Genomic DNA, 24,044 nt, shown 5'->3' with positions numbered 1-24,044 from the left:
GGTGGATCGCCCGGGCGGTACGCCGACGACTGGGACGCCTTCCAGAAGCGGGACCAACCGGTGGTGACCCTCTTCGGCTCCTACGACACCGGCAAGAGCTCCCTGCTGCGCCGCTTGCTCGTCGACTCGGGCCGCGACGTTCCCGGCTGGCTGACGATCAGCGCACGTCACGAGACCTTCGAGGTCAACGAGGTCGAGTTGGGTACGTGCATCGTCCGCGACACCCCCGGATTCGACGTCGGCGCGTCGGGCGTCCGCGAAAAGAACAGCTCCCGCGCGATGGCCGCGGTCGGGCTCACCGACGTCGGCATCGCGGTGCTGACCCCGCAGCTGGTGACCGCCGAACGTGACGTGCTCCGGAGGCTGTTCACGCGGGGCTGGCCGGCCGGGACGATGTGGTTCGTCATCTCCCGGTTCGACGAGGCCTTCGGGAACCCGGAGTACGACCCCGCGGGGTACCGGGAACTCGGTGACCGCAAGGTCCGCGAGTTGCGGGACCTGTTCGGCCTGGACGATCGGGTGCCGGTCTTCGTCGTCTCGCAGGACCCGTTCCAGACCGCCGGGCCGGTGACCGATCTCGGCCGCGACACCTGGGACGAGTTCCGGGACTGGGACGGCATGCAGGACCTCACGAACGCTTTCGGGGCGGTGTCCCCGTCGGCCCTGCCGGAGTGGCGGCATGCGGCCGGGCAACGGTACTGGTCAGCGGTGCTGGACGAGACCTTGTCCGTACTGCGCGGGCAACTGGCGGACTACGCGGAACAGGCCAGGGTGGCAGCCCACGGCGTCGATCGCCGCGGCCAATGGGAGAGGCAGCTCGGCAACCTCGACCGGGCCGCTCAGGCCGGCCTCGAAGGTCTCATCGACGAGGTGCTGCGGCGGTCGTGGGAGTCCGGCTCCGCCGCCGACGACCTGCAGCGCACGGTCGGCGAGTGGTTCGCCAAGAATGAGGGCCACCTAGATCGGTTGCGGCAGTCGATCCGCAAGGGCAAGGAGCGAGACCGCGCACTCCCCACCTGGGCCGGCTTCGCTTCGCTGGTCGGGACACTCAAGTCCGGGGAGAACGCCGCCACCGCGCCGGACGGGCTAGGCCAGATCTCGGAACACACCAAGAACATCGGGGGCATGCTGCTCGGCGTGCTGAAGACCATGACCAAGGACGTCGGGGAGACCGCCGGCAAGCAGACCAAGACGTTAAAGATGGCCGAGAAGGTGAAGCCGTACCTCGGCACCGTCGAAGCCGCGCTCCCCCTCACCGTCTACCTGACGAAGTTCGTCGACCAACACCTCGCGAATCGCACGCGCCTGAACCAGGACAAGGCCGCGGCCGACATGCGTCAACAGGTCATCGCCGAATGCACGCGGCTCGCCCGCGACACCTGGCAGCCGTTCGTCGACAACGTACGCGACGAGATCATCGCCCAGACGAAAGACCAGGTCGACCTCGACGCGAGCCTGCGCCAACTCGTCAGGCAACTGCAAGAAGCCATCGTGGAAGGCGAGGGTCTCTCTCGAGCGGCTGCAAGGCCGCTGCACGAGACAGGGGCGTAAGCAAGCGGGTTGCTGATCGTCTGTCTCGTCCCGTCATGGCTATTCTCCTCCCCGGGTCGCCCTTGGTTTTCCTCGGCACCACCCGAGGTACTTCACCAGCGACCAGCGTCGGCTCGCCCAACGGATCATCGTCGCAGGGGCGCCGAGGGAGGGTTTTGTAGTCACACACGAGTCACCGTGCTGCATCAGGCCGCCGAAGGTTCGTTCCAGGACCCACCGGCGGGATGAACGCGGAAGCCCTTCCCGGCGTGGCGGCGTACCCACTCGACGTCGATGCAGAGCCCGGCGCCGTTCGTCCGCACGACGGTGTTGTAGCCGCTTGAGGCGTTCACTGCGACACCCCACAAGGGACGGTGGGTTACGGGTCATGAAGGCAGGCTCACTTTCTGCCGTCGCCACGGCGGCGGTCCTCCTTGCCGGTTGCGGCAACAGCGCCGATACACCAGCACCGCGGGGTCCAGTTTCGCAGGCCAGTTCGGCCGCGCCTGCCACGAGAACCCCGACCGCTGTGGACAGGTCGCCATCCCCGACTGAGGACCAGGGCCCGGCCCGGCTCAAGATCGGCCAGACATTCACCGGCGCTGGTTGGAAAGTAACCATTTACTCGGCCAAATTTGACGGACAGGCGGACTCCGAGCCCGACAAGGGCAAAGTGTGGGTGCCGGCCGATGTGAAGATCTGCAACGCCACCACGGGGGAGAGCCTGCCGACCCCGAGTTGGAGCTCCTGGCAGCTCAAGACCACCGACGACTACCAACTACAGCCCGCCGACATCACTCCCGAACCGCGGCAGCCTGCCCTGCCTTACTCCGCCACAGTCCTGCCGAAAGACTGCGTTCGCGGCTGGCTCACCTTCCTGCTGGATAAGGGAAGCAGGATCAAGGAGATCCGCCTCATCGAAGACCAACTGTTCGGTCCAGGCCCGGCCATAGCGATCTGGGGCTAAGAGGCGGATGTCTCTGCAGCGAGTATGGCGCTCAACGACCTTCTGTCCCATAAGGGCAAGAGCGCGGCGACCATGGTCTCATGCACCTATGGAGCGTTGCGCCCCGATGATCGTGCCCTCTGCCGGAAGATCAGTGATTTGGAGTGCCGGAGGACGAGGCCACAGGCGGCTTGCCGCTTCTGACTGAGATGTCCCCAGGGTGGATACCTCCCGCAGTCCATGGCGCGATGACGAGGGCCGGTGCCCGAGCCACTCGACGAGCTGGCCCCGGGATGTACGGCGTCGGCGGCGGCCAGCCGGAGAGACTGTCTCCAACGTCGTCACCCTGGCTATCACCCCGACGCTCGTCCGTGCTTGCGCCGAGTCGGAGCCGGCGGCAGACTGGCGGCCGTGGTGACTGGTCCTGGGTGGTCGTCTTCAGGATCAAGGACTTACGCGGGCCGGTTTCCGCTGTCGGTGGAGCGGTTCACCATGAACGTTGTAGATCGGCTTGTGCCCGGGGTCACGACGGTTACTCTCAACGCCCGCTACTACGCGCTTCACGGCCTGATCTCCGCGGAGGCGCAGAGGCGGGGCTTGCCCCGCAGCGCGGCACAGAGCCTGTTGCGCCGGGCTGAGGTCGTCGTTGGGGCGGTGTCGGCGCGTCACTACCGCGCCGCCGGCTTCGCCCACGAGGCGCTGTCCCGACCACACGGATACGACGAGATCCTGAGGCGGGGGTCCGACGGCGGCGTGGATGTGGCGGAGTTGGCCGCGCCGGGTGTCTACGCCAAGCCGAATTGGGGTTTCTGGCCGGCGTACCGGGGCTCCGAGGTTCTGCTTCGAATCGTGACCAGAGCCGACGACATCGGTCCCGGTGACCAGATGGATACCGGTGCTGTCGCTCAGGGGCTCGGCGACGTGCTTGACCTGGTCAGCAGGCGGACCCTCGACGACGCGACGCTCGACGCCTACGAGTCGCTGTGCATCTGCCATTCGGCCACCAGCGCGGACGGCGCTTGGCTCGCCCGACTGTTCGCCGCCTCGGACGCCGAGACGCCTGCGACGCGGGCCGGTGTCCGCCGGCAGACGCTGCGCATGATCGCCCGCGTCATTCAGCTGACGGAGGTCCGCCGGGTAACCCGTGACGTGTCGCGATTTCTTGCATACGAGCCGGAGGCGATGAGCGACCCGGTCCTGTCTGCATTGGAGCTGTCCGACGAGTGGCGGGGCCTCATCCTGCGCAACTACTCCGTCACGGCGTGGCGGAGCCTCTGGGCCTGGCTTGTCAACGGCATCCAAGGGCTCACGCCCCGCGCGGAGCTGGCCGCACACCTCGCGGACCTGCTACCCGACAGCACCGTCGGAGCGTTCCGGGATGGGCTGCCACGAACCATGGACAGCACGGAACGGCCGGTGCCCGCCGAGCACGATCCGGGGCTGTTGGGCCTGGAGACTCCCGTGCGCGACCTCAGCGTGCTGGCCCTCGGCGCTCGCCGTGTGCGTGAGCTGGCCGGTCGGGAGCTGCACGGCTTCGAGGGACACGAAGCACAGGACCGCTACGAGCAGCTGGCGCCGCGGTGGTTGGCCGACCAGCTTGACCGATGGCACGACAGGTCACTGCGCGACTTCGCCCGATGGCTCACCGACACGATGGTCGACCGGTCGCAGCGGCTCGCGCTGGCCAAGGCCCGCGTCGACCCCCGAAAGGGCGTTCTCAAGATTCCCACCCGGGTGCATCTGCGCGATGACCTGCTGTTCCGGGACTCCGACGAGACGGCGGGTTCCGCCTCGCTGCGGTGGGACCAACTGGCCGGCATCCTCGCCGGCATGGGCCTGCTCGCCCGCACCGACGCCGTGTGGGGGATCGGTGACCGTGGTGACCTCATTGCCTGACCAGGCCTTCGAGGTCGGCGGCGGCGACTACCAGAACGCCGGCGACGTCGTGACAGTGCCGTCGCCTCTGCCGTACATCTTTGCCGAGGAGAAACACGCCGATCGGCAGGCCCGTGAGGCGCTCTTCTGCACCTTCAACGCCGACCTAGGCTTCTTCGAGCGTGCCGTGCTGGGCGTCACCCAGGCGACCGGTGCCCGCGTCACGGTCGTCGGCGATCTGCGCATGTCCAACCCGGACCCGCGCGCCGCCCGAAACGCCGGCACCCGCTACGTGCACGGCCTCGCCGTACCCCCAACCGCGGGGAGGGCCTTCCACCCCAAGCTCACCGTCATCGTGGGGCCCGCGCGAGCGCTGGTGGCCGTCGGCTCGGGCAACCTTTCGGTCGGCGGCTGGCACCTCAACGCCGAGACCTGGACGATCGCCGCCGTGGATCGGGACAGGTGTCCCCGGCTGGTCGTCGACGCGGCGGAATGGCTGCGGAGCGTCGCCCGGCTCTGCGCGATCAGCCCGCCCGCCGCCGACGCGATGGGTCGCACCGCCGCCGCCCTCGAAGCCTTGAGCGGAGGCCAGGTCGTTGACACGGGCCACCGGCTGGTGCACACCTCCGACGCTCCCATCATCGACCAGCTTCCGGTCACGCCCGTGGAGTGCCTGCGGCTCTATGCGCCGTTTCACGACGCGCGCGCCGAGGCAATCCAGGAGCTGACGCTGCGTCTGGCCCCGGCACGTGTCACGCTCGCCGTGCAATCCGGGTACCGGACAGTCGTGCAACCCGAGGCGATAGCCCGTGTGATCGGCGACCTCGGCATCGACCTCGAGGTGGTGGAGGACCGGCACCGCTCCTACCGACACGGCAAGCTCGTCGAAGCCATCGGCTACGACGGCGCATGCTGGACGCTCACCGGCAGCCCCAACCTGTCCTCGGCAGCTTTGCTCAAGCCCGTCGCCGACGGCGGAAACGTCGAGCTCGCCGTTCTTGCCCGGCCTTCCGCACCGCTGTTTCCCGGCGGTGTGCCGATCCGCCTCGACGAGGTGCCCGCCGTCCGGATCAGCACGACCAACCACGTCGACACGGCCACCAGGGCCACGCTCCTCGCGGCGACCCGCGCCGCCGGCGGACTGCACCTCACGTTCGCGCACCCCACACCCCGCCCGGTACGGATCGTGGCCTCCTCCCACACCGATTTCGACACCTGGGCCGACGTCGGTGCCGTCCCCGAAGGCGCCGTCCAACACCTCATCGCCGGCGTCGACCTGCCCGGCGGATCCCGGGTGCGGACGGCATGGACCGAACACGGCGTCACGCGCGACGGAAACCTGGTGTTCGTCACCGATCCCGAACGGACCATGTTCCGGGTGAGCGACGAGCCGCGGGGAGGCTCCCAGGGACCGATCGAGATCCTCGCCGACGCGCGCCTGGCCGAACGGTGGCTCCACGGGGTCCGGCAGCTCGCCGCCTCCCGCGCCAGCATCGCCCTACCCGCCGCAGGCGGCACCAGCGGGCCCACCGGCGAGTCGGAGACAGCCACCGGCACGCCGAGGCTCGACACCGACCCCGAGGACTGGCTGCGCTACAGCGACGACGCCAAAAGCCGGCTCGGCACAGCCATGTTCCACTTCTCACTCGGCGGGTTTGCGGCCCTTTCCGCCACCAGCACGAGCTACGGCAGCGACCTGCTCCAGCCGACCGACCTCCTCAGCGACGAACGCGCCGCCGGACTCGACGGAGACGACGCGAACACCGTCAACGACGACATCGACCCCTCGACCGGGCAGAACGCCGAGCTCGGCGGCTCCCGCAACGCGGACGACGAGAGCGACCCGAACGACGACAACGACGAGCGAGCGCTGCACGAGTTGCGCCGCGTCGGCCGCGCGCTCACCCGTGCCGTTCGCGTCGACCTCGCCCACCTGCCCGCCATCGACCGGTTGGCGGTCGGGACGCTCGTGCTCGTCGGCGTCGAACTGGGCGCCTGGGAGACGCCGCACGGTGAGCAGGGGTGGATCACCGTGCTCGCCCAGGTGGTCGAGACGCTCGACCTGGACGACATGCCAGCGGCCATCGAGGCCAACGTCGCGAGCGTGGCCGCCGTCGCTCTCTACCTCATCCGCGACCACCTACCCACGGCGGGCCGCCCCGCCGAGTACCTGCGCTACGAGGAGGCCGCCGAACGGGCCGCGCACCTCGTGGTCGCCGCCGACGCCACCCTCGTGGCTGACTACGCGGAGGCCATAAGCAACAGCCGCGGCTTCCCCATCGACCCGGACGACGTCATGCGCACCGCGGTGATGATCGTCGACGACGACCCGCTCGCCACCGCCATCGACAAGCTGGAGGACCGCCGGCCGGCCTGGCGGGTGAACCGGCACGCTGACACCGCACTCCACGTCGGCGGCGCCTTCACCAACCCGTTCCACGCGGCCGCCGAGGCTCTCGATGCCATCGACGGCGCCGGCGTCGTCGCCGTGTGGGCCACCGGGGCGAACGGCAGATGGGCGATCGCCGCCCGGGCCGCAGATGACCTGATCCGGGTAGAGCAGCGCGACGGAGCGGTGCGATGGTGGCACTACCGGCTCACGGTGCTCGGCGACGCCACCCGCATCGCCCGGGACAATGAACTTGCTAGCCGCGTCCGCATCAACCACGGCCCGCTCAACCGCGCCTTCCCGGAGGCACTGACCCTACTGGCCAGGGCCGGCATCGACGTCGCTGCGGGACCACCGGAGTAGGCGGTCGCGGCGGCGCCGGTCCGGATTAGCGGCGTATACCGGCCCGCGACGCAGAAGCCCTGCGTCGCTCGGCACTGTCCTGCCCGGCACCGGTCGTCGATCTGGGCGCGGTGCGGGTGCGGACCTGGTAGAGGCGGGGAGGGCGCCGTCAGTACAGGGCTCGCCACGCAGCGTTGGCAACTCCATTCCGTACCCCCGCAACTCGCTCTCGCAGCACCTCCGCGAACGCCGGGCTGTCTCCAGCTCGCCGCAACGGCCCGGTTAACTGGGAGGATGTCGCCGAGGACGGCCGGGGGCATCTCGACGGCCAGGTGAACCAGGGGCGGCAGCGCGGTAGCTGCTGGGCTGGAGGCCGAGGCGTTGGAGCCGGTGGGTGATGGTGGCGGGCAGGACCGGCCGGTCGGGATGCTAACCGGGAACCAGGCATGGGCCGGAGTCGGTGATGCGTTTGGCGACCGGGTACGCCTCTCCTCGAGGTCGCGCTCCCGCCGTTCGCGTGCCACGCTCAACTGCCCCACCAGCACCAGTAGCCCCAGCGCCCGGCAGCAGCGCCGGCGGCGTGCTGGTGACTCCCGCGCCTACCAGGGGGTATCCTGCGGGCATGGCCGACAGGAGCCCCAACACCGGCGCCCGCAGCGAGGAGATCCTCGCCGCCGCCGGCATCGTCGTCTCCGACGAGGGGAAGGCTCGCGCGCGCCGCCGCCTGGACGAGGCCCGGGAGCGGTGGACGGCGGAGCTCGACGCCCAGGCTCGCGAGCAGCTCGGCCTGCCGGCCCGCGCCGCGTGACCGAACCGCCCGTCCGGGTCGTCCTCGACGCCTCCGCGATCATCGCCTTCACTCGAGGGTCGATCGACGTCGGTGAGGTGATCGCCGAGGTCGCCGACGAAGAGAACTGCGTGTTCGGGCTGCCGGTACTGTGCGTGGCCGAAGCCGCCCGGGTGCTCGTCGACACGGACCGTCTGCAGCTGCTCGTCAACCACCCGATCGCCGAGATCCTCTCGCCGGAGCCGGACAGCTGGGAGGCCCTCGCAGTCACCCTCGACACGGTCGGCAGGGTCGACGCCGCCACCGCGGTGCTCGCCGCGATCGACCTCGGCTGCAGCGTGCTGACCAGCCAGCCCGGCCTGTATGGCGGCATCGCCGGCGGCGGCCCGGTCATCCCAATCCGACCCCGGTACTACGCGGCGTGTATCCGCCACCGCGACGGCGAGCAAGACCCGATGTGCACCGGTCAACGCGGCCGGCGCACATCTCCGGCATCAAGCAAGTTCCCCCGATCCGCATCTGGCGTCTATCGTCGCGCCTTGACCTTCCCCTGACTAAAAGGTTCAGTCAGGTACGGGTAGAGCCGTGCCGGCCAGTCGGCGACGCGTGATGCCACCCGGGCCGTTTGCTAGGAGGGCTGTGATGACCGCGGCAGCAGATCGCACAGCAGAGGGCCGGGTGGCTGTTGAGCTTCGTTCGGTGCCGGACTGTCCGAACCTCGCGCCGGCTCGGCATGAGCTGCGCGCGGCGCTGGCCGACGTCGGTTTGCCCCTCGCGGTGGTCACCGAGGTCGTGGGGGACTACCCGTCTCCGTCGATCCTGGTCAACGGCGTGGACGTGATGGGCGGCACCGGCGACGGTTCAGCGGCCTGTCGGTTGGATCTCCCCACTGGCGAGCGCATCCGTGCTGCCCTGCGTCAGGCGATAGGCGCCGGACCCGCCACCACTGCAAGGGAGCAGAGCCGGGTCGATTGCTGCCAGCAGCCGGGCAATGCGATCCGGACAGATCGGCCCCTCCGCGCCGAGCATCTTCCTGACAGCCTCCGGCAGGTGCATCGAGCGATCCTGCGTCACTTCGCCGCCACTGGGACTGCCCCCACTGACGCCGACATCCGCGCTGCCGCCGGCGGGACGGACCTGGACACCGCGAAGGCGCTGCGGGAACTTGCCGGGGAAGACCTTGTCGCCGTCGACAGCGGCGGGCGCCTGGTCGCGGCCTACCCGTTCTCCCCAACGCCGACGCCGCACCGGGTGTCATTCGGCGATGTCCAGGTGTTCGCGATGTGCGCCATCGACGCGTTGGGCGTGCCGTTCATGCTCGGCACCGACGCCGCCATCACCTCCGCCGATCCGCACACCGGCCAACCGGTCCGCGTGGCCATCACCGACGGTGCCGCCACCTTCCAGCCGGCGGAAGCGGTGATCGTGTACGCCTCCACCGGAGACGCTGGTCGATCCGTGGACACCTGCTGTTCCACCATCAACTTCTTCACGAGCGCATCCGGCGCTCAGGCGTGGATCAACGCCCACCCCAGCCTGGCCGCCACGGTTCTCGACCAGGACCAGGCCGTCACCCTAGGCCGCGACATCTTCGAACCGCTGCTCGCCCCGTATACCGCCCTCGACCACCGCTTGGTCTGACGCCCGGTCGGCTATTACCACCGTTAAGGCGGCTCACCGGCCAGCGGCGCCGGCTGGGCGACCAGGGCAACTGGTGTCCCTACTCCTAACCACGGTGTCGCCACCGATCCCACAGCTCGGGCACCGTGGATGAGGCAAGACCTTGTCGGCGTGGTCGACGCGGCCGCGACCAGAGCGGACGCAAGTGTCGGCACCCGCAGGACCGGACCGGCCTTCGCGGGTGCCGCTCAGCGGGCCTTCTTCGTCGCCCGCTTGCGGGGCGGAGTCAACAGGTCGGCGATCGCCGCGATCGAGGATGGCACCAGGCGGTAGTAGGCCCAGACGCCTCGCTTCTCGCGCTCGAGCAGGCCGGCCTCGGTGAGGATCCGAAGGTGATGACTCACGGTCGGCTGGGAGAGCCCGAGCGGCGTGGTGAGGTCACTCACGGACGCCTCGCCCTCCGGGGCGGACTGGATCAGACTGAGCAGTCGCAGCCGGGCCGGGTCGGCGAATGCCTTCAGCACTCCCGCGAGCCGCTCTGCATCGGCGCGCTTGATCGGTTCGCCGGCAAGCGGCGAGACGGCAGGTGTAGCAGTTTTCGCAGTTGGCACGCCGTACATCGTTGCACCAACACCATCGATGCGCCGGTTGAACCAGTACCGGGTCACCGTCAGTTTGCGGGCAGGGAGCCGTGTTGACCTGTCCCGGCCGTGTCAGCGGCCGGATGAGCGAGTTGTCGGCCCCGCCCGAGGGGTGACTAGCGACGGGCAGCGCCGGCGGGTTGGTCAGGCGGTGGGGCCCAGTCCGGTGAGGAGCTTCTCCACCCGGGTGCGGATCTCGTCGCCGATCGGGCGGACCGCTTCGACGCCCTTGCCGGCGGGGTCTTCGAGATTCCAGTCCTCGTAGCGCTTGCCGGGAAAGACGGGCCGCCGCATGCCAGGGCACCCAGCCCCGTGGCGCGACCGGACCACACCCTGCGACGCATTGCGGCGCGTGCCGTGATGCGCGACCCCCGGTTCTGGATCCTCGTTGCCGCCCTGATCGCCCACGGTGCCGCCACCAGCGCCATCGGCGTCCCCGTGGTCGGTTACCTCATCAGCCGCGGCCACCCGGCCGCCTTCGCCGCCACCCGGCCACCTTCGCCGCCACCGCCGCCGGCCTGCTCGGCGTTCTGTCTGTCACCGGACGACTCGTCCTCACCGGCGCCCGACGCCGCCTACCGGTCACCACGATCGTCGTCGCGGTGTTCGCGATCCATGCCGCCGCAGCCCTCGCCATGCCCCTCGCTGCCAGCACACGGATGGGGGCCGCAGTCGAAGAAGGAGGAGCGACGGTCGGGCCAGGAACCCTATCCTCCTAGGACGTCTTAGAAGGCGTGTTCCTGCCGCGGGCACGGAAATCCTCGCCCGCTCGCTGCCAAGTCCGGGCCAGTCACACCTCATCAGTGCATGACGTCACCTAGGCCAGCAATGCCAGGCGACCAGAGAAGCAGCGCCTGAACAGCGCACGTGAGCGCAGCGTGGATCGGAGCGTCGAGCCGGGTCCAGCGTGCCTCCTATGGAGCGTGGCGGAGTGCTGATCGGCTGAGTCGCCTTCGTTGCAAGCTCTGCTGGTCCAGTCGATGTTCCGTCCACGGCGGACTCTTGGAGAAAACTGGAACTTGCTGGAACGCGTGGAAGCGGCTACGGTGTGTCCGTGGCTGAATCTCTCGACGATCTCGAGGCGCGCATCGACGAGCTGCGCACAGCCGTGCGTCGTGCCCTGATGGCCGGTGATCGGGCCGAGGCGCGGCGTCTGCGATCCGACCTTCGTCAGGCGGAGGTGCAGTGGGATGACGCGCTTCTGGCGATCGAACCGGAAAAGCTGGCTTCGCAACCGCGGACCGAGCCGCAGGACGCCGGGAGCCTGCTGTCGATTCGTGACCAGGTCCACCAGGCCTTGACGTTCCTGGGCGTCCCGGCGGCGCCGAAGCTCATCGTCGCCCTGCACCAGGCGGTCTTCGCTGGAGCCTTGAACGGGCAGCAGCTGACGAGCCTTCGCCGAGACGAGGAAAGATCCTTCAAGACGGCGCCGTGGGCTCGGCCGTACTACTTGTGTGCGGCCCTGACCGCTGACCGGCTCTCGCCTGCCCGCGGTCTCCTGGCTGTCTCCACCTGGCCGCTTTCCACCCGTATCGTCGGGCCGCTGAGTCCCAGGGTTCACTTTCTGACCTCGGCGATCCGTATCGCCGAGCACCTGAGCCACCCGGACTGGGCGACTCTGCCCGCCCGGCGTCTGTTGTGGCAGTTCGCCGCCAACATCCCCGGCGGTGCCACCTCATTCGACACGACGAGGCCGGACGCCGTGCGGCGTGCGGCGCAGGCCGAGCTGGAAGTTCATCGTGACGCAGACCTGTCGCAGCGCGAAGCGGCAGCCCGGCGCGCCGTCGACCAGCTCGACGATCTTCACCAGCTGTTCGGCGCCGCTCTCAAGGTGGCGTCGCATGCTGCGAGCGACACCTGATCTTGAATCCGCACTTCCCACGCGAAGGAAGAGCACGTGAAAGAACTGACGGCGCGTCTTGACGCGCTGCGGGGGGACACTGAACCACAGAGCCTCGACGCCAGGGCTATCTCGTCGATTGTCGGCAACCCGGGCTGCGGCCGCCGGAATCTGCTGGATGCAGCCGGTATCGACAAGGACGAGCTGGCCCGAGCCATCCGGCACCCGATGTACGCCAAGCCGTCGCGGATGGTGCTTGCCCGAGGCGCCCAGTTCGAAGCCCAGGTCAAGGCGAGTGGCGGTGCGCAGCTGCTGACGTTGCTGCGGGAGGACATCGGGCTATCCATTCCGGAAGCCGAACACGAGGACTTGAAGACCATCGGCGGCAACGAGGGCAAGCTAGCCCGGTACCGCAACACGGTTCAGCGGCTGACCGCTGTGGCCCGCTCGGCGCAGGATGGCGGGACGCTGTTCGACCACCCGTACTTGAAGATCACGGTCGCGGGTTACGACGTCTTCCTCGAGCCCGATCTGGTGGCTGTGAAGTCGGGCGGGAAGTTCTACATCGTCGAGGTCAAGTCGTTCTCGGTGATCGACGGCCAGGCGCCTGCGGCCGCGGTGGAAGGCGCAGAGTTGCAGGCTGCGGTCTACGTCTACGCCCTTCGGGAACTGCTTCGTTCCCACGGGTTCGACGAGGACCTGGTGGCGGACGAGGCGATCTTCGTGTGCCCGCAGAACTTTATCAACAAGCCGTTCGCGGCCCGGGTCAACGTCCGGAACCAGGTCGCGGCGGTCCGGCGGATGCTGATGCGGATGCATGACCTCGACACGATTCTGTCGAACCTGCCGGCAGGGTTGACGTTCGCTCTGCGTGGCCCGGCCGGTTCCCGCTCCGCCGAGGAGCTGAAGGCGGGCCTGCGTCTGGTGCCGGCACGCTACGCACCGTCGTGCCTGGACACCTGTGAGATGGCGCGGTTCTGCCGCTCCGAGGAACAAGGTTCCACGGCGGTGCTCGGCCGGCAGGTCCGTGAGGAGCTGGCGCTGGACACGATCGGTGAGGTCGTCGGTCTGGCTCGCGGTACGCGCCTTCCTGGCCCGGACCAGGTCGAACAAGCTGAGTTGCTGCGGCGGGCCCAACAGTATCGGGACGAGTTGCTCGGGAGCTTGATGTGAGCCTGCTGACGTCCCTGGCCCGCGCCCATGCCAGCGACCAGGCGGTGGCGCAGCGCCTGACGACTGTCCGGCATCTGCATGTGAGCAGTGAGCCGCTGGTGTTCGTGCCGTTGGCGATGGCGGGCGAGGCCCACGCCCCGCTCGCCGTCATGATTGGCACCAGCCCTGATACACCGGAGCTGTTGACGGTTGCGCAGCCCCGGAACCGTGACCAGCAGGTTGCCTTCGCCTATGAGCTGGCCAAGATCTTCGCCGCCTACATCACGCCGCGCACGAACCGGCGTCTTCCGGTGCGCGCCGGCGCGTCCGGCGTGCAGTACCGGTGCGCGGACGCACCGCAGGTCTGGGTGCCGAACCGTGCCGGCGTCGAGTTCATCCGGATCCTCGGGCGCTCCACCCGCTTGCGAAGGAGTACAGGCGAGTGGGCCGTGCCACGCAACATCCCGGTCATGGGTAAATGGCTGACGTTCCTCGCCGACCGTGCTGAATACGCCGGGTCCGCCATGCTGGTCGCGGCGACCGACGCGCTGACCCTGCATTGGGCAACCGGGCAGAGCACCGAGGAGGACCAGCATCTTCCCGCTGTACTCGGCTGGATCGCGCCGCCACCCGGGATGACCGGGCGGGATGCCGCGCGTGCCTGCGAAAATCCGTTGAAGGTACCGCCTGCCGGACCTGCCACGGATCCGTCGTTCGACAACGGCATCCTCGAGCCGCTGCTCGCCGCCTACCACCAGGCGGCGAGCCCGGCGGCGTCGCGCATCGCCGAGGACAAGATCCGCAAGGAGTTGCGAAAGCAGCTCGACGGCACCTGGCATCGGATGTGGCAGGCGATCACCCTGTTGCGTGACCCTAGTCTTCCGGCCGGTGCTCATGTCGGTGTTCGCTGGGAACGGGACCTTGACGCTTTCACGCAGGCCGCCGACTGGATCGCGACCAGCCCTGGGGCGCAGCCCAAACGTGACTCAGCGGTGTACGCCGCCCGGCGCCTGTACTGGTTGGAACGGGCCCAGCAGCAGTATGACGCGGAGCGCGCCTTCGACGACCCGATGGTGATGGCCGAGGCTCGGATGATCGGTGAGGCGTTCGTCGGTACCGTCATCGCCGCCGTCCCGAACCGGCGGGTCGGCAGGAGCCTGCGGCCGCTGATCACCGTATCGACCACCGACGCGATCAGCCTCGCCGCCGGCGAGAGCGGTCTGCGCCGGCCTGAGTTGCTGGACCAGAAGACCACGGTCGTCTCGGTGACTCGTGACGGCGACACGGTGATGGTCGAGCTGGAACTTCGCGAGGGCATGGGCAGCGGGCGTGAACCACGGCCCGGCACCGTCCCCGCCGTAGGGGACTCCGTGTGCTACAGCCTCTTCAAGGACGACTACCGCCGGGCGCCGACGCTGCCGCGCAAGGAGGACACCCCGTGGACTCATGGCGGCCCGCCCAAGCCTTACCTGCCGACGGAGCAGGATGCCCAGGAGCCGTGGTCATGACCGTCACCTATGTCCCGCCCACCGCGGTCCTCGACGTACTTCGGTTATTGACCGAGGGTCCGCAACCTGGCGTGGTGCTCAACTCACCCCCCGGAGCTGGCAAGAGCACCGCCGTCACCTACATGGCTCACCACCTGGCCCGGCACGGCGACCAGGTGCGCGTCGTCGCACAAACCAACTCCCAAGTCGACGATCTCGTCGCCAAGATCGCCGCCGTGGATCCGGGGATCACCGTCGGCCGATACACCGCCTACGGCTACCCGGTGCCGGCCACCCTCGCCGCCTCCAACATCCTGATTGCGAACCGGTACCCCGATCTGCGTCAGGCAGCCATCGTGGTTGCCACCGCAGCGAAGTGGCTCGACCCCGTCATCACCGAGCGCGGGCCGTGGGCGATCATCGACGAGGCGTACCAGATGCGTTCGGACACCCTGTTGCGACTCGCTTCGACGTTCGAACGGGCTGCGTTCGTCGGCGACCCTGGGCAACTCGACCCGTTCTCCGTCGTCAACGTCGACCGATGGACCGGCCTGGCCTGGAGCCCGCTGCAGAGCGCGGTGGCCGCCATGCTCGCTAACAATCCGGGCATCCCGGAACGGCAGCTGCCGCGCTCGTGGCGGCTTGCCCCTCACACCGCGATCCCGGTGTCGGACGCCTTCTATCCGTTCGCACCCTTCGAATCCGCGCCCGAACAGGGCGCGCGGGAGATGTGGCTGCCGACCCGCAGCCTCGGCAATAGCCCCGCTGACCGGGCGATCGAACATGCCGCAGCCAACGGCTGGGCCTTCTACCAACTGCCGCGCCGGCACACGGTGCGCACCGACGCTGAAGCGGTCGCCGCGGTCGTTGCGCTCGCTGTGCGTGTTCTCGAGCGCGGCACGATGCTCCGCGATGAACGCCACCCCGATGGTGCCAGGGTGACGGCAGACCGAGTGGCGATCGGTGTGGCACACCGCGACCAGATGGCTGCCATCAAAAGCGGGCTGGCCGAGACCGCTTATCCGAACATCCGCGTCGACACCGCGAACCGGCTGCAGGGCAGCGAGTACGACATCGTCATCGTGCTACATCCGCTGTCCGGCCGCCGCGACGCCACGGCGTTCCACCTCGAATCCGGGCGGCTGTGCGTCCTGACCTCACGGCACCGGCATGCCTGCATCGTGGTCGCCCGCGACGGCATCTCCGACCTGCTGGACGCCCACCCGTCCGCCGACCCCGTGCCCTTTAACACGCAACCGCGCTTTCCCAACGGCTGGGAAGCCAACCAGGCCCTGCTTGAACATCTCATTGCCCACCGCATCCGGGCCCTCTGAGCTCACCCCTGGCACCGTTCTGGCCGGCCCTTGTCGGGTTCACAATGCCGGTCTTCCCACCGATCGCAGCCACTGACGACGAAGAGGTCGCACGTGAAAGTACTGCACACCTCCGACTGGCACCTCGGACGTACCACCTATGGCCACTCCCGGACGAGCGACCACGAAGCGGTGCTCGCCGAGATCACCGAAATCGCTGCCGCCACCCGCCCCGACCTGATTCTCAACACGGGTGACTTGTTCGACATGCAGCGGCCACCGCTGCACTCGCTCAAACTGGCCACCAGCACGCTGCACAACCTCGCCGAGATCGCTCCAGTCGTGGTCGTCTGCGGCAACCACGACTCGGCTGCATACCTGCACTGGCTGCACGACCTGCTCAGCCGGTCCGCGCCGATCCACTTCGTCACCAGCCACGACAACGCCGTCGGTGAAGTCCTGCGGTTACCAGCCGGCGAGCAGGCGATTCACGTTGCCGCACTGCCGTTCATCAGCGCCAACCGCATCGTCAACGTCTTCGACGAACCCGGCCAGCGGCGCATCACCTACGCCGGACACATCGCCGGCTTGCAGCAGCGCCTCATGCGCGAGCTCAGAGACGGGTTCGACGCGTCCCGCGACGTGAGCGTGTTTGCCGCACATCAGTACATCGCCGGCGCCATCCCGTCGCGGACCGAGAACCCCAGCCACACCTGCGACTTCTACGCCACCGATCCACAGCACCTGCCGGTGGTCACCTACGCGGCGTTCGGTCACATCCACAAACCGCAGCCACTGCCGACCACCAGCGTAACGGGCTGCTACGCAGGCTCACCCCTGCAGCTTGACTTCGGTGAGGTCGGCGAGGACAAGAGCGTCGTCGTCGCGACGCTGCAGCCCGGCCAAGGCGCCGTCCTTGAACGAATTCCGCTAAAGCGCGGCCGCCGGCTGCACTACATCACCGGAACGCTCGACGAGATCCGCACCACGGCGGCCTCCGTGACCACGGACATCTGCCTGGTCACGGTCAACACCGAAAACCACATCGACAACCTGGCCGGCCAGATCCGCGGCCTGCTGCCTGAGGCCACCATCGCCGATCTACGGGAGAACGCCGCCGACCGCAGGCTCGAACTGCTCGCCCCTGTCGACGACGCCACCGACGTCGACACCACGACGTTGTTCAGCGAATACCTCGCCACCCGCGGTGTCCAAGGCGTCTCGGCGCAACAGGTTCTTCAGCTTTTCAGCACCCTGCTGCCGCACGCCAGCGAACACGAACCACCCGAGCTGCCGGAAGAGCAGCTACTGGCGGCCGACCCCGAGATCGCCTTCCCGCTGCCGGCAACCAGCACGGCCACCATCGGAGGGGCGGCATGAGACCACAGACATTGACCTTCTGCGGCCTGGGCACGTACACCGCGAAGCAGACCATTGACTTCACCGATAAGCGCTTCATCGCGATAGTCGGCGACACCGGCGCCGGGAAATCGACGATTCTGGAAGCGATCTGCTACGCCCTCTACAACCGATGCACCTACGCTGCCACCGCATCCCCGTTGATCGCCGACGGCGGTGACGGCACCCTCGCCGTCGAACTCACGTTCACCGTCGGCAGCCGCCGATGGCAGGTATCACGGTCCGTCAGCCGGCACACCGCCACGTCAGTGCACCGGCTGACCTGCCTCGACACCGGCGCCCTAACCACCGGGGCCAGGCAGGTCACCGCAGAGATCCGGCGGATTGTCGGGCTCGACTGCGACACCTTTCTACGTGCCGTGGTCCTGCCCCAAGGCCGCTTCCAGGAACTGCTGCGCATGAGCGACCGTGACCGAGGCAAAGTCCTCGACTCCGTCCTCGGTCTCGAGCAACTGGGCCAGGTCCGCGAGCACGCCCGAACCCTTCAGGCGCGGCTCAAGGACCGGCTCAACGAGTACCAGCTGCACCGCAGGAGGTTCCTCGACGACCCGGCCGCGGCGCTGGCCGCCGCGGCCGAACAGCACAGCGTGCAGCAGCAGGGCCTGGAACATCTCCAGAATGCTCGGGCCGCCATCGCTGATGCGCGTGCCGAACAGCGACGAGCCGCCGGGGCGGCCAGCACGCTGACCCAGCTGAAGGAATCCCTGGCGGCCGCAGTTCCTGCCGGCGCCGCCGACCAGCTACACGCCTTGGCGTTGCAGGCTCAAACGCTCAACGGCCAGCGCGCCGACATCAACCAACTGACCCACCAACTGCAGATCGAGCAAGACCTCCTCCAAGGTCAGCTCACACAGGCCGAGCAGTACGGCGGGAATGTGGCCGGCACCGCCACGACGATCAACACTCTGAAATACCTCGCCGAACAGCTACCCCAGCAGCGGAAACGCCACCGGCAGTTTACGGAGAACGCCGCAGCCCTTGCCGTCGAGCAGCTCCGGCTACAAGGCGTGCAACAGAGCCTGGCCGATCTTGAGCCAGCCGTCGCGGCGGCCAACAAGACGCATGCAGACGCGGAAACGGCGTTCAAACGAGCCCAGGATCGGCAGCACAAGGCCGTCGAACGACTGAGGATCTGGCGCGGAGCCGCCGCAGACCTAGAGAAGGCACGCGCAGAACTCGCCACGACGGAAGAGGCTCTCGGCACCGCCATAGCCAAGGCAAGAGAAGCGGCGGGTATCGCAGAAGAGGCTGAGCACAACCGGAGCGAGTGCGAGCAAACGCACCGCGCGCTGCTGAAGGCGAACGCCGCAGCGCACGCCGCCGCGGATCTCGAACCCGGCGCGGCATGCCTCATCTGTACTCGTCCCCTGCCTGCCGACTTCACCGCACCGATCGCACCCGACCTCACCGCCGCCGCCGACGCCCACAAGAAAGCCCGAGTCCGGGCGGAAAAGACGGGTCGGGCGGCCGCCGTAGCGGCCGGCCGGGTGGAAACCCTGGAACGAGACAACCTGCCTGCCGCCCAGCAGAGCGTGACCACAGCCGAGAGCCTGCTCAGTGAAGCGCTGCTCAGCCTCCAGGAAGTCGTTGGAGACGCCGACCTGTCGGGAACCGACGAGCAGATCCTCAAACTGGTCACCGATGACGCTTCGAAAGCGCAGCAAGACGTCGAGCGCGCCGGAAAGATTCGCGACGACACCCGCGATACCGCGACCGCCGCCAGAACCGAATTCGTCACCCTCTCAGAGGCCCACGTCAAGCGTATGTCTGCCCATCAGGAGCAGGAACGCGACAACGTCGCCTTGCGCCAATCGATCGACGAGGCGGCCAGCCGCCTACCCGCCCGCTTCACTCTCGCCACACCCCTGGACGTCGCGGAAGTCCAGCAACAGAAGGCAGCAGCCGAAGCCCATCAGCGACTCCTTCAGGAGCTGGCCGGCCGACGGACCGGCGCCGAACAAGCGCTCGCCGGCCTGCGCTCGCGGAGCGCGGCGCTGGAGACGACCTACGCCAAGAAGATCACCAAACCGGCGGCGACGCTGCGAGACAAGCTCTTGACCCTGGCGCAGCGGGTTAACGACGCCGCAGGGGCATTCGGACTCGAAGAACCGGCGGCCGCGCCCGCCGCACACGTAGACCTGGACACGCAGGCGCACTGGGCTGCTGATCTTCTCGCTCAGGCAAAGGAACTCCTCGGCATCTGCGCCGCAAAAATCGACGAACAGCAGCGTGCCGAGAAGGCTGCGGGAGAGGCCATCGGCCTTGCCTGCCATACGGCTGGTGCCGCTGGCGAAGAAGACCTCGAGCAGCAATACCTCGCCGCCCACGGTACGGTCCAGAACCTGAAAAGGCAGATCGAGCGCGCCCGGGAGGAACTCCCCGTGGTGAACGCGTTGCAGGAGCGGATTGATGCTGCGGCTGGCACAGTCGATGTTCTTGCACAACTGTCGGTAGTGCTGGCCGAGGGCAAGTTCATCGCTGACGCTGTCAGCCGGCGCCTCCAAGCCCTGCTTCACCGGGCAAGCGAGATCCTGCTCTCGATCTCCGGTGGCCGCTACAGGTTCGCGGCCGACTTCCGGATCATCGATATGGACACCATGGCTGCCCGAGATGTTAAGACGCTCTCCGGCGGCGAAACGTTCCTCGCCAGCCTCGCCCTGGCGCTCGCCGTAGTCGAACTCGCCAGCCGGGCGACCGGCCACGTCGAAGCGCTATTCCTCGACGAGGGCTTCGGCACCCTTGACACCACCTTCCTGCGCGATGCCCTCAATACGCTGACCGACCACAGCACAACCGGCCGGCTGGTCACGGTGATCAGCCACATGCGTTCCATCACCGAGCACGCTGAACATGTACTAGTCGTGGAGAAGTCCCTGACAACTAGTCACGCGCACTGGGCCGACGCCTCGGAACGAGAGAGGATCATCAACGATGACCTTGGTCGTGGCCTGCTTGAATAGGCCGACAGGGCGCCAAGGTGGCCACGCAAAGGCTCCAGACCGAGATGATGCGCGAGTACCACGGTTGCGGGCGTCGCCTCTCGTGGCGACGCTGCAGTGTGATCTGGCTGAGCGGGGGAGGACTGTGTTGTCGATGCCAATGCACAATCCTCCGGTGACCCGGAGCGCAGTGGTAGTAACCCCCGCGCGCGGTCAGCTATGCCTGCCACGGTGGTCCCGGGCACATGCCGTCGATCAGCCGAGGCCTGAGGACCCAGCTCCAAGCGGCTCGCGGCCGGCGAGAACCGTAACCGCCGAGGCCACCGGCATCCCGGAGGCGCCGACGATCACTTCAGCCCGCCCCGGCACCCGATCCAAGGGGGGCAACGGAGGCACCAACTGGTGACCGAGATCGCAGAGCTGCCATTTGAGGAGCACGCTGCTGATTCCGCCGTGCTTGCGCTGTACCGGCAGGTGTTCGCCGTTCTGGCCCGCGACGCGAACCAGATGGTCGACGACCCGGCGCTCGTTCGCGTCGACGAGCTGATCCTGAACGCATTCGCGTCTGCGGGCCCGGCCGGCTTGACGGTGGAGCAGGTGATCGCTGCGTGCGGAGACACCTCGCCCGTCGCGGTCCGGCGCCGGTTCGAGGTGCTGCGCTCCTATCGTGCGGTTACCAAAGTCAACGAGCGACCGAACGAGATGTTCTACCAGGCGGCGTTCGCGCCGTACGTGATGCTGCTGTTCCTGCGCCGGCTGGCGCAGACCGGCGGCCTCGGCGAGCTGCACCAGATGCTGTCGATCGCCCGGCTCTCGATCGAGGACGCCGATACCACCCTCGAGCAGGCCCAAGCGCAGCTGCAGGACCTGGCGAACGTGTTCCGGCTGCTGGCGAACCCCATCATGCAGATGGCGAAATCCGGGACCGTCGAATCGTTGCGAGCCTCGGCGCAGCCGATGCTCGGCAACAGCGAACTCATCGACAAGGCGACCGTCTTCCACAACCTGGCGACGGAGAAGTGGCCGCGGCTGTTGCCAGAGTGCACGCAGCTGCGGATGGCGTTGGCCGCGTATCGGGACGCGGTGAACGCCGCGGCGCGGCGACTGATCGACCGGGCCGGCCGAACCCGGGCGTTGGGGCTATTGCCAGCGGAGAAGTGGCGCAGCTTCGCCCGCGACGCCACCGCCGACGAGCTTGCGGCCGCGCTGGACGGGTTGCTGTTCGACGCGCCGAATCCGCACTTCACCGTTGACGACCTGCTCGACGCGGTCGAAGAAGGGCTGCGGACCGACACGGGGCGGACACCGCCGCCTCGGCCGCGGATTGACGATGAACCAGGCCCTGAACAGGTCGGTGCCGATATGGAGGCGGAACTGCTTGCCACCCGGGCGGAGGAGCTGCTGGCCGGCCGCGACGAGGTCACCGTCGCCGAGCTGTTGGACACGGCCGGGGATTGGGCGGCCGGCCGTCGGGTGCTGTCGGACTTGACCGCGATCGGCTTGCGACCCGAGCTGCCTTACCTGCTGACCTGGGGGGACGGGCTGCGGATCAACGTGGTCGGAGACCTGACCTGGATCACCGACGGCTGGTTCAGACGCCGGACACCGGCGGAGGCGCCGGCGTGAACGAACACGACACCGCACTGTGGTGGGCGAAGATCCGCTCCGGCGGCCCGCAACAGGCACCCGCGGGCAGCCCATCCCCAGCAGGGATGCGGCGCCTGGTCGAGCCGGACGCCCAGTCAGTGTGGTTCCTGCCGAACCTGCCGCCAAGTGCTGCGCCGGAGGTCCTCGCCGAGTACCGACAGGAACCGGCGACGCTACAGGATTCGGCCGGCACGCTACGAGTGTTCGCCGCCTGCCTGCGCTGCTGCTGGCCGGACCCGGGCACCGACTTGTGGCCGGGCCAGCCGGCCGATCTTACTGACGTCGACCAGGTGCTACAGCAGCTGACCCCGGGCCGGGACCGGGCCAGCCGGCGCAAGCTGCTGTCCGCCAGCCTGCGCCGGCTGGAAGCGTCCCGGTGGGTGCTGCAGACGGCCGACCGGGTCCGGCTGGGGCCTCGCGTCACCGGGTGGGGGTCGCTGGAGCTGTCCACGCTCCGGGAACTGTGGCGGATGATCCCCGACCCCCAGCCGAAGTCTGATGCAGGCGGAGGGGAGGCGCCGTGAACCGCACCCAGAACCCGCTGTTCGACTCCGTCCTTGCGACCCTGACCGACCGGCAGCGCGAACACGTCGAAGCGGCGTACGCCCTGCTGGAGCACAGCCGCGAACCCGTCCACCGGCAGGAACTGCACGCGTTGCAGGACCCGACCAGCCGGGACCGGCTCGAGCGACTGCTGCGCCACACCGGCCGGGTCCTCGTCCAGGTCGACGGGCTGCGGTTCACCTCGGGATATGACGACACAGTTGGCATGCAGCTCACCGACGCCGGCTGGCAGCCACTGACCACCGTCGAGCGAGCCGTGCTCGCTCTCGTGCTCATCTATTCGGTCGCGATCGCCCGGAGCGAGGAACGCCTCGCTCCCGACACCTGGACGAGCCCGTACCCGACCACCGAGGCCGACATCCTGAAGGCCAGCAAACTCCCGGCGGTCGCCGCAAAAGCCGCAGCGAGCAAACTCGTCGCCGCCGGGCTGCTCACCCGGGTCCGCGACCGCGCCGACGCCGAAGGTGGATACGTGCCCGGCCCGCAACTGTTGCGCCTGACCCCGGCCGCTCGGGCCCGGCTGCAGGAACAGTTGATCCTCGCCGCCGCCCCGAACCATCCGCTCGCCGCCGCAATCCGTGAACGCCGCAACCGCACCGTCAGCAGGGAGAACATTCGTTGACCCCAGCAGGTAACCCCGTCGACGACGGCGCCACCGACATCGTCGGACCGCGGGTCCTCGCCGGCGTCCAAATGATCAATATCTCCCGGCTGTCGACCCACCCGGTCCCGATCACCTCCCGCGGCCTGATCACCATCGCCGGCCAAGGACCGTCGGACTCCAACGGCGCTGGAAAGTCGTCGTTCATCGCCGGCCTCAGCCTGCTGCACGCCGACGAGCAGTGGCGGCTGCAATCCGGCGCGCAGGCAGCCGCCGAACTGCTGTTCACCGCCGAACTCGCCGGGCAGGAAGTCGTCCACGCGAACGCCGACCACGGCTACATCGTCGGCGTGTTCGTCCCGCCCACCGCCCGGACGCTCGCCGAACTTGAGGCGGACGTGCTGACGGTGTGGCTGCGGATCAACCGGCAGGCGCCCCACGTCGAACTGCGGTGGAAGCCGCAGCTGCACGTCGCGTACGGTGCCAGCGAAAACGACCGGGCCAGCAGCGCCGACGGCTTGTGGGACGAGTTGCCACGCAGCAACGGTCGTAACGACATCCGGGCGAACAAACTCGCCCGCACCCTGTATGGGCAGACGGTGCGATGCGTGTCGTTCCTGTCCACGTCGGTGCGAGCCAGCCCTACAGCGAACCTGCTGGCCCAGCCACTGAACGAGCTGACCCCGGAGCGGATTTTCGATGCGGTTGGTGCGCTGACCGGCCTGACCCGCGAGATCGACGACGAACAGGCGGCCCGGCAGAATCAGTACCAAGCCGCGCTCGCCGCGAACACCGCGAAGGAAGAGTACGAGCGGTGGGACGAGCGGGTCACCGTCACCGAAGACATGATCCGGGCCCGCGAAGCAGCCCGTACGGTAAAGGCCGACGCGCTCGACAGTTGGCGGTCGCGGTGCGCCCGCTACCTCGTCGACGGTGTCGCTACCGACGCGGA

Annotated in this window: 17 protein-coding genes and 2 pseudogenes; 16 read left to right on the top strand and 3 right to left on the bottom strand. The window is 68.4% G+C overall.

What is annotated here, in order from left to right; genetic code table 11:
* Positions 1-60 precede the first annotated feature (60 nt).
* On the top strand, positions 61-1,551 hold the full coding sequence (locus ACWEVO_RS00095; RefSeq protein WP_452305335.1) for a GTPase domain-containing protein: 1,491 nt from the start codon (positions 61-63) through the stop codon (positions 1,549-1,551).
* Between the two features lie 185 nt (positions 1,552-1,736).
* Here ACWEVO_RS00095 and ACWEVO_RS00090 read toward each other — a convergent pair whose 3' ends face one another.
* Positions 1,737-1,883 carry a hypothetical protein gene (locus ACWEVO_RS00090; protein ID WP_161801610.1) on the bottom strand — a complete coding sequence of 49 codons (147 nt, stop codon included), beginning with the start codon at positions 1,881-1,883 and terminating at the stop codon, positions 1,737-1,739.
* Positions 1,884-1,918: 35 nt separating this feature from the next.
* Here ACWEVO_RS00090 and ACWEVO_RS00085 point away from each other — a divergent pair, with 35 nt between their 5' ends.
* The 5 genes from ACWEVO_RS00085 to ACWEVO_RS00065 all read left to right on the top strand — a co-directional run bounded on the left by ACWEVO_RS00085 (position 1,919) and on the right by ACWEVO_RS00065 (position 9,510).
* Positions 1,919-2,497, top strand: coding sequence for a hypothetical protein (locus ACWEVO_RS00085; protein WP_452305334.1), 579 nt, complete (start codon positions 1,919-1,921; stop codon positions 2,495-2,497).
* 1,576 nt (positions 2,498-4,073) lie between these two features.
* A complete protein-coding gene (locus ACWEVO_RS00080) occupies positions 4,074-7,103 on the top strand; it encodes a hypothetical protein (RefSeq protein WP_452305333.1) in 3,030 nt (1,009 codons plus the stop codon).
* 601 nt (positions 7,104-7,704) lie between these two features.
* Positions 7,705-7,890, top strand: a complete 186-nt coding sequence (locus tag ACWEVO_RS00075) for a hypothetical protein (protein WP_046566800.1) — start codon at positions 7,705-7,707, stop codon at positions 7,888-7,890.
* A 77-nt stretch (positions 7,891-7,967) separates the two neighbouring features.
* Entirely contained in the window at positions 7,968-8,423 is a 456-nt protein-coding gene (locus ACWEVO_RS00070) for a hypothetical protein (RefSeq protein WP_452305332.1), read from the top strand.
* Between the two features lie 88 nt (positions 8,424-8,511).
* Entirely contained in the window at positions 8,512-9,510 is a 999-nt protein-coding gene (locus ACWEVO_RS00065) for an alkylmercury lyase family protein (RefSeq protein WP_452305331.1), read from the top strand.
* 227 nt (positions 9,511-9,737) lie between these two features.
* On the opposite strand, the gene ACWEVO_RS00060 is transcribed toward ACWEVO_RS00065, so the two are convergent.
* Entirely contained in the window at positions 9,738-10,109 is a 372-nt protein-coding gene (locus tag ACWEVO_RS00060; RefSeq protein WP_452305345.1) for an ArsR/SmtB family transcription factor, read from the bottom strand.
* Positions 10,110-10,274: 165 nt separating this feature from the next.
* Positions 10,275-10,427: pseudogene (locus tag ACWEVO_RS00055) on the bottom strand (heat-shock protein HtpX); the annotation flags it as partial.
* Positions 10,428-11,184: 757 nt separating this feature from the next.
* Between ACWEVO_RS00055 and ACWEVO_RS00050 the strand changes: the two are divergent.
* From ACWEVO_RS00050 to ACWEVO_RS00005, 10 genes and pseudogenes are all read left to right on the top strand, one after another.
* Positions 11,185-11,991, top strand: coding sequence for a hypothetical protein (locus tag ACWEVO_RS00050; RefSeq protein ID WP_046566883.1), 807 nt, complete (start codon positions 11,185-11,187; stop codon positions 11,989-11,991).
* Positions 11,992-12,027: 36 nt separating this feature from the next.
* A complete protein-coding gene (locus ACWEVO_RS00045) occupies positions 12,028-13,143 on the top strand; it encodes a hypothetical protein (RefSeq protein ID WP_231605770.1) in 1,116 nt (371 codons plus the stop codon).
* Complete coding sequence (locus ACWEVO_RS00040) at positions 13,140-14,630, top strand: hypothetical protein (protein WP_046566794.1); 1,491 nt, start codon at positions 13,140-13,142, stop codon at positions 14,628-14,630. Before ACWEVO_RS00045 ends, ACWEVO_RS00040 begins: the two co-directional genes overlap by 4 nt.
* On the top strand, positions 14,627-15,943 hold the full coding sequence (locus tag ACWEVO_RS00035; protein WP_452305330.1) for an AAA family ATPase: 1,317 nt from the start codon (positions 14,627-14,629) through the stop codon (positions 15,941-15,943). Before ACWEVO_RS00040 ends, ACWEVO_RS00035 begins: the two co-directional genes overlap by 4 nt.
* A 93-nt stretch (positions 15,944-16,036) precedes the next feature.
* On the top strand, positions 16,037-17,302 hold the full coding sequence (locus ACWEVO_RS00030; protein ID WP_452305329.1) for a metallophosphoesterase family protein: 1,266 nt from the start codon (positions 16,037-16,039) through the stop codon (positions 17,300-17,302).
* Positions 17,299-20,301 carry an AAA family ATPase gene (locus ACWEVO_RS00025; protein WP_452305328.1) on the top strand — a complete coding sequence of 1,001 codons (3,003 nt, stop codon included), beginning with the start codon at positions 17,299-17,301 and terminating at the stop codon, positions 20,299-20,301. Before ACWEVO_RS00030 ends, ACWEVO_RS00025 begins: the two co-directional genes overlap by 4 nt.
* Positions 20,302-20,682: 381 nt before the next feature.
* A complete protein-coding gene (locus ACWEVO_RS00020) occupies positions 20,683-21,906 on the top strand; it encodes a hypothetical protein (protein ID WP_452305327.1) in 1,224 nt (407 codons plus the stop codon).
* Entirely contained in the window at positions 21,903-22,451 is a 549-nt protein-coding gene (locus ACWEVO_RS00015) for a hypothetical protein (protein WP_302763287.1), read from the top strand. The genes ACWEVO_RS00020 and ACWEVO_RS00015 overlap by 4 nt, the downstream gene beginning before the upstream one ends.
* Positions 22,448-23,113 carry a hypothetical protein gene (locus tag ACWEVO_RS00010; RefSeq protein WP_302763288.1) on the top strand — a complete coding sequence of 222 codons (666 nt, stop codon included), beginning with the start codon at positions 22,448-22,450 and terminating at the stop codon, positions 23,111-23,113. Before ACWEVO_RS00015 ends, ACWEVO_RS00010 begins: the two co-directional genes overlap by 4 nt.
* Positions 23,110-24,044 (top strand): annotated as a pseudogene (locus ACWEVO_RS00005) (hypothetical protein); the annotation flags it as partial. The gene ACWEVO_RS00010 and the pseudogene ACWEVO_RS00005, both read left to right, overlap by 4 nt.

The sequence above is a fragment of the Micromonospora sp. NPDC003776 genome, assembly GCF_053605645.1.
Note: the sequence above shows the minus strand (reverse complement) of the source record. Positions and strands in the feature narration are given on the sequence as shown.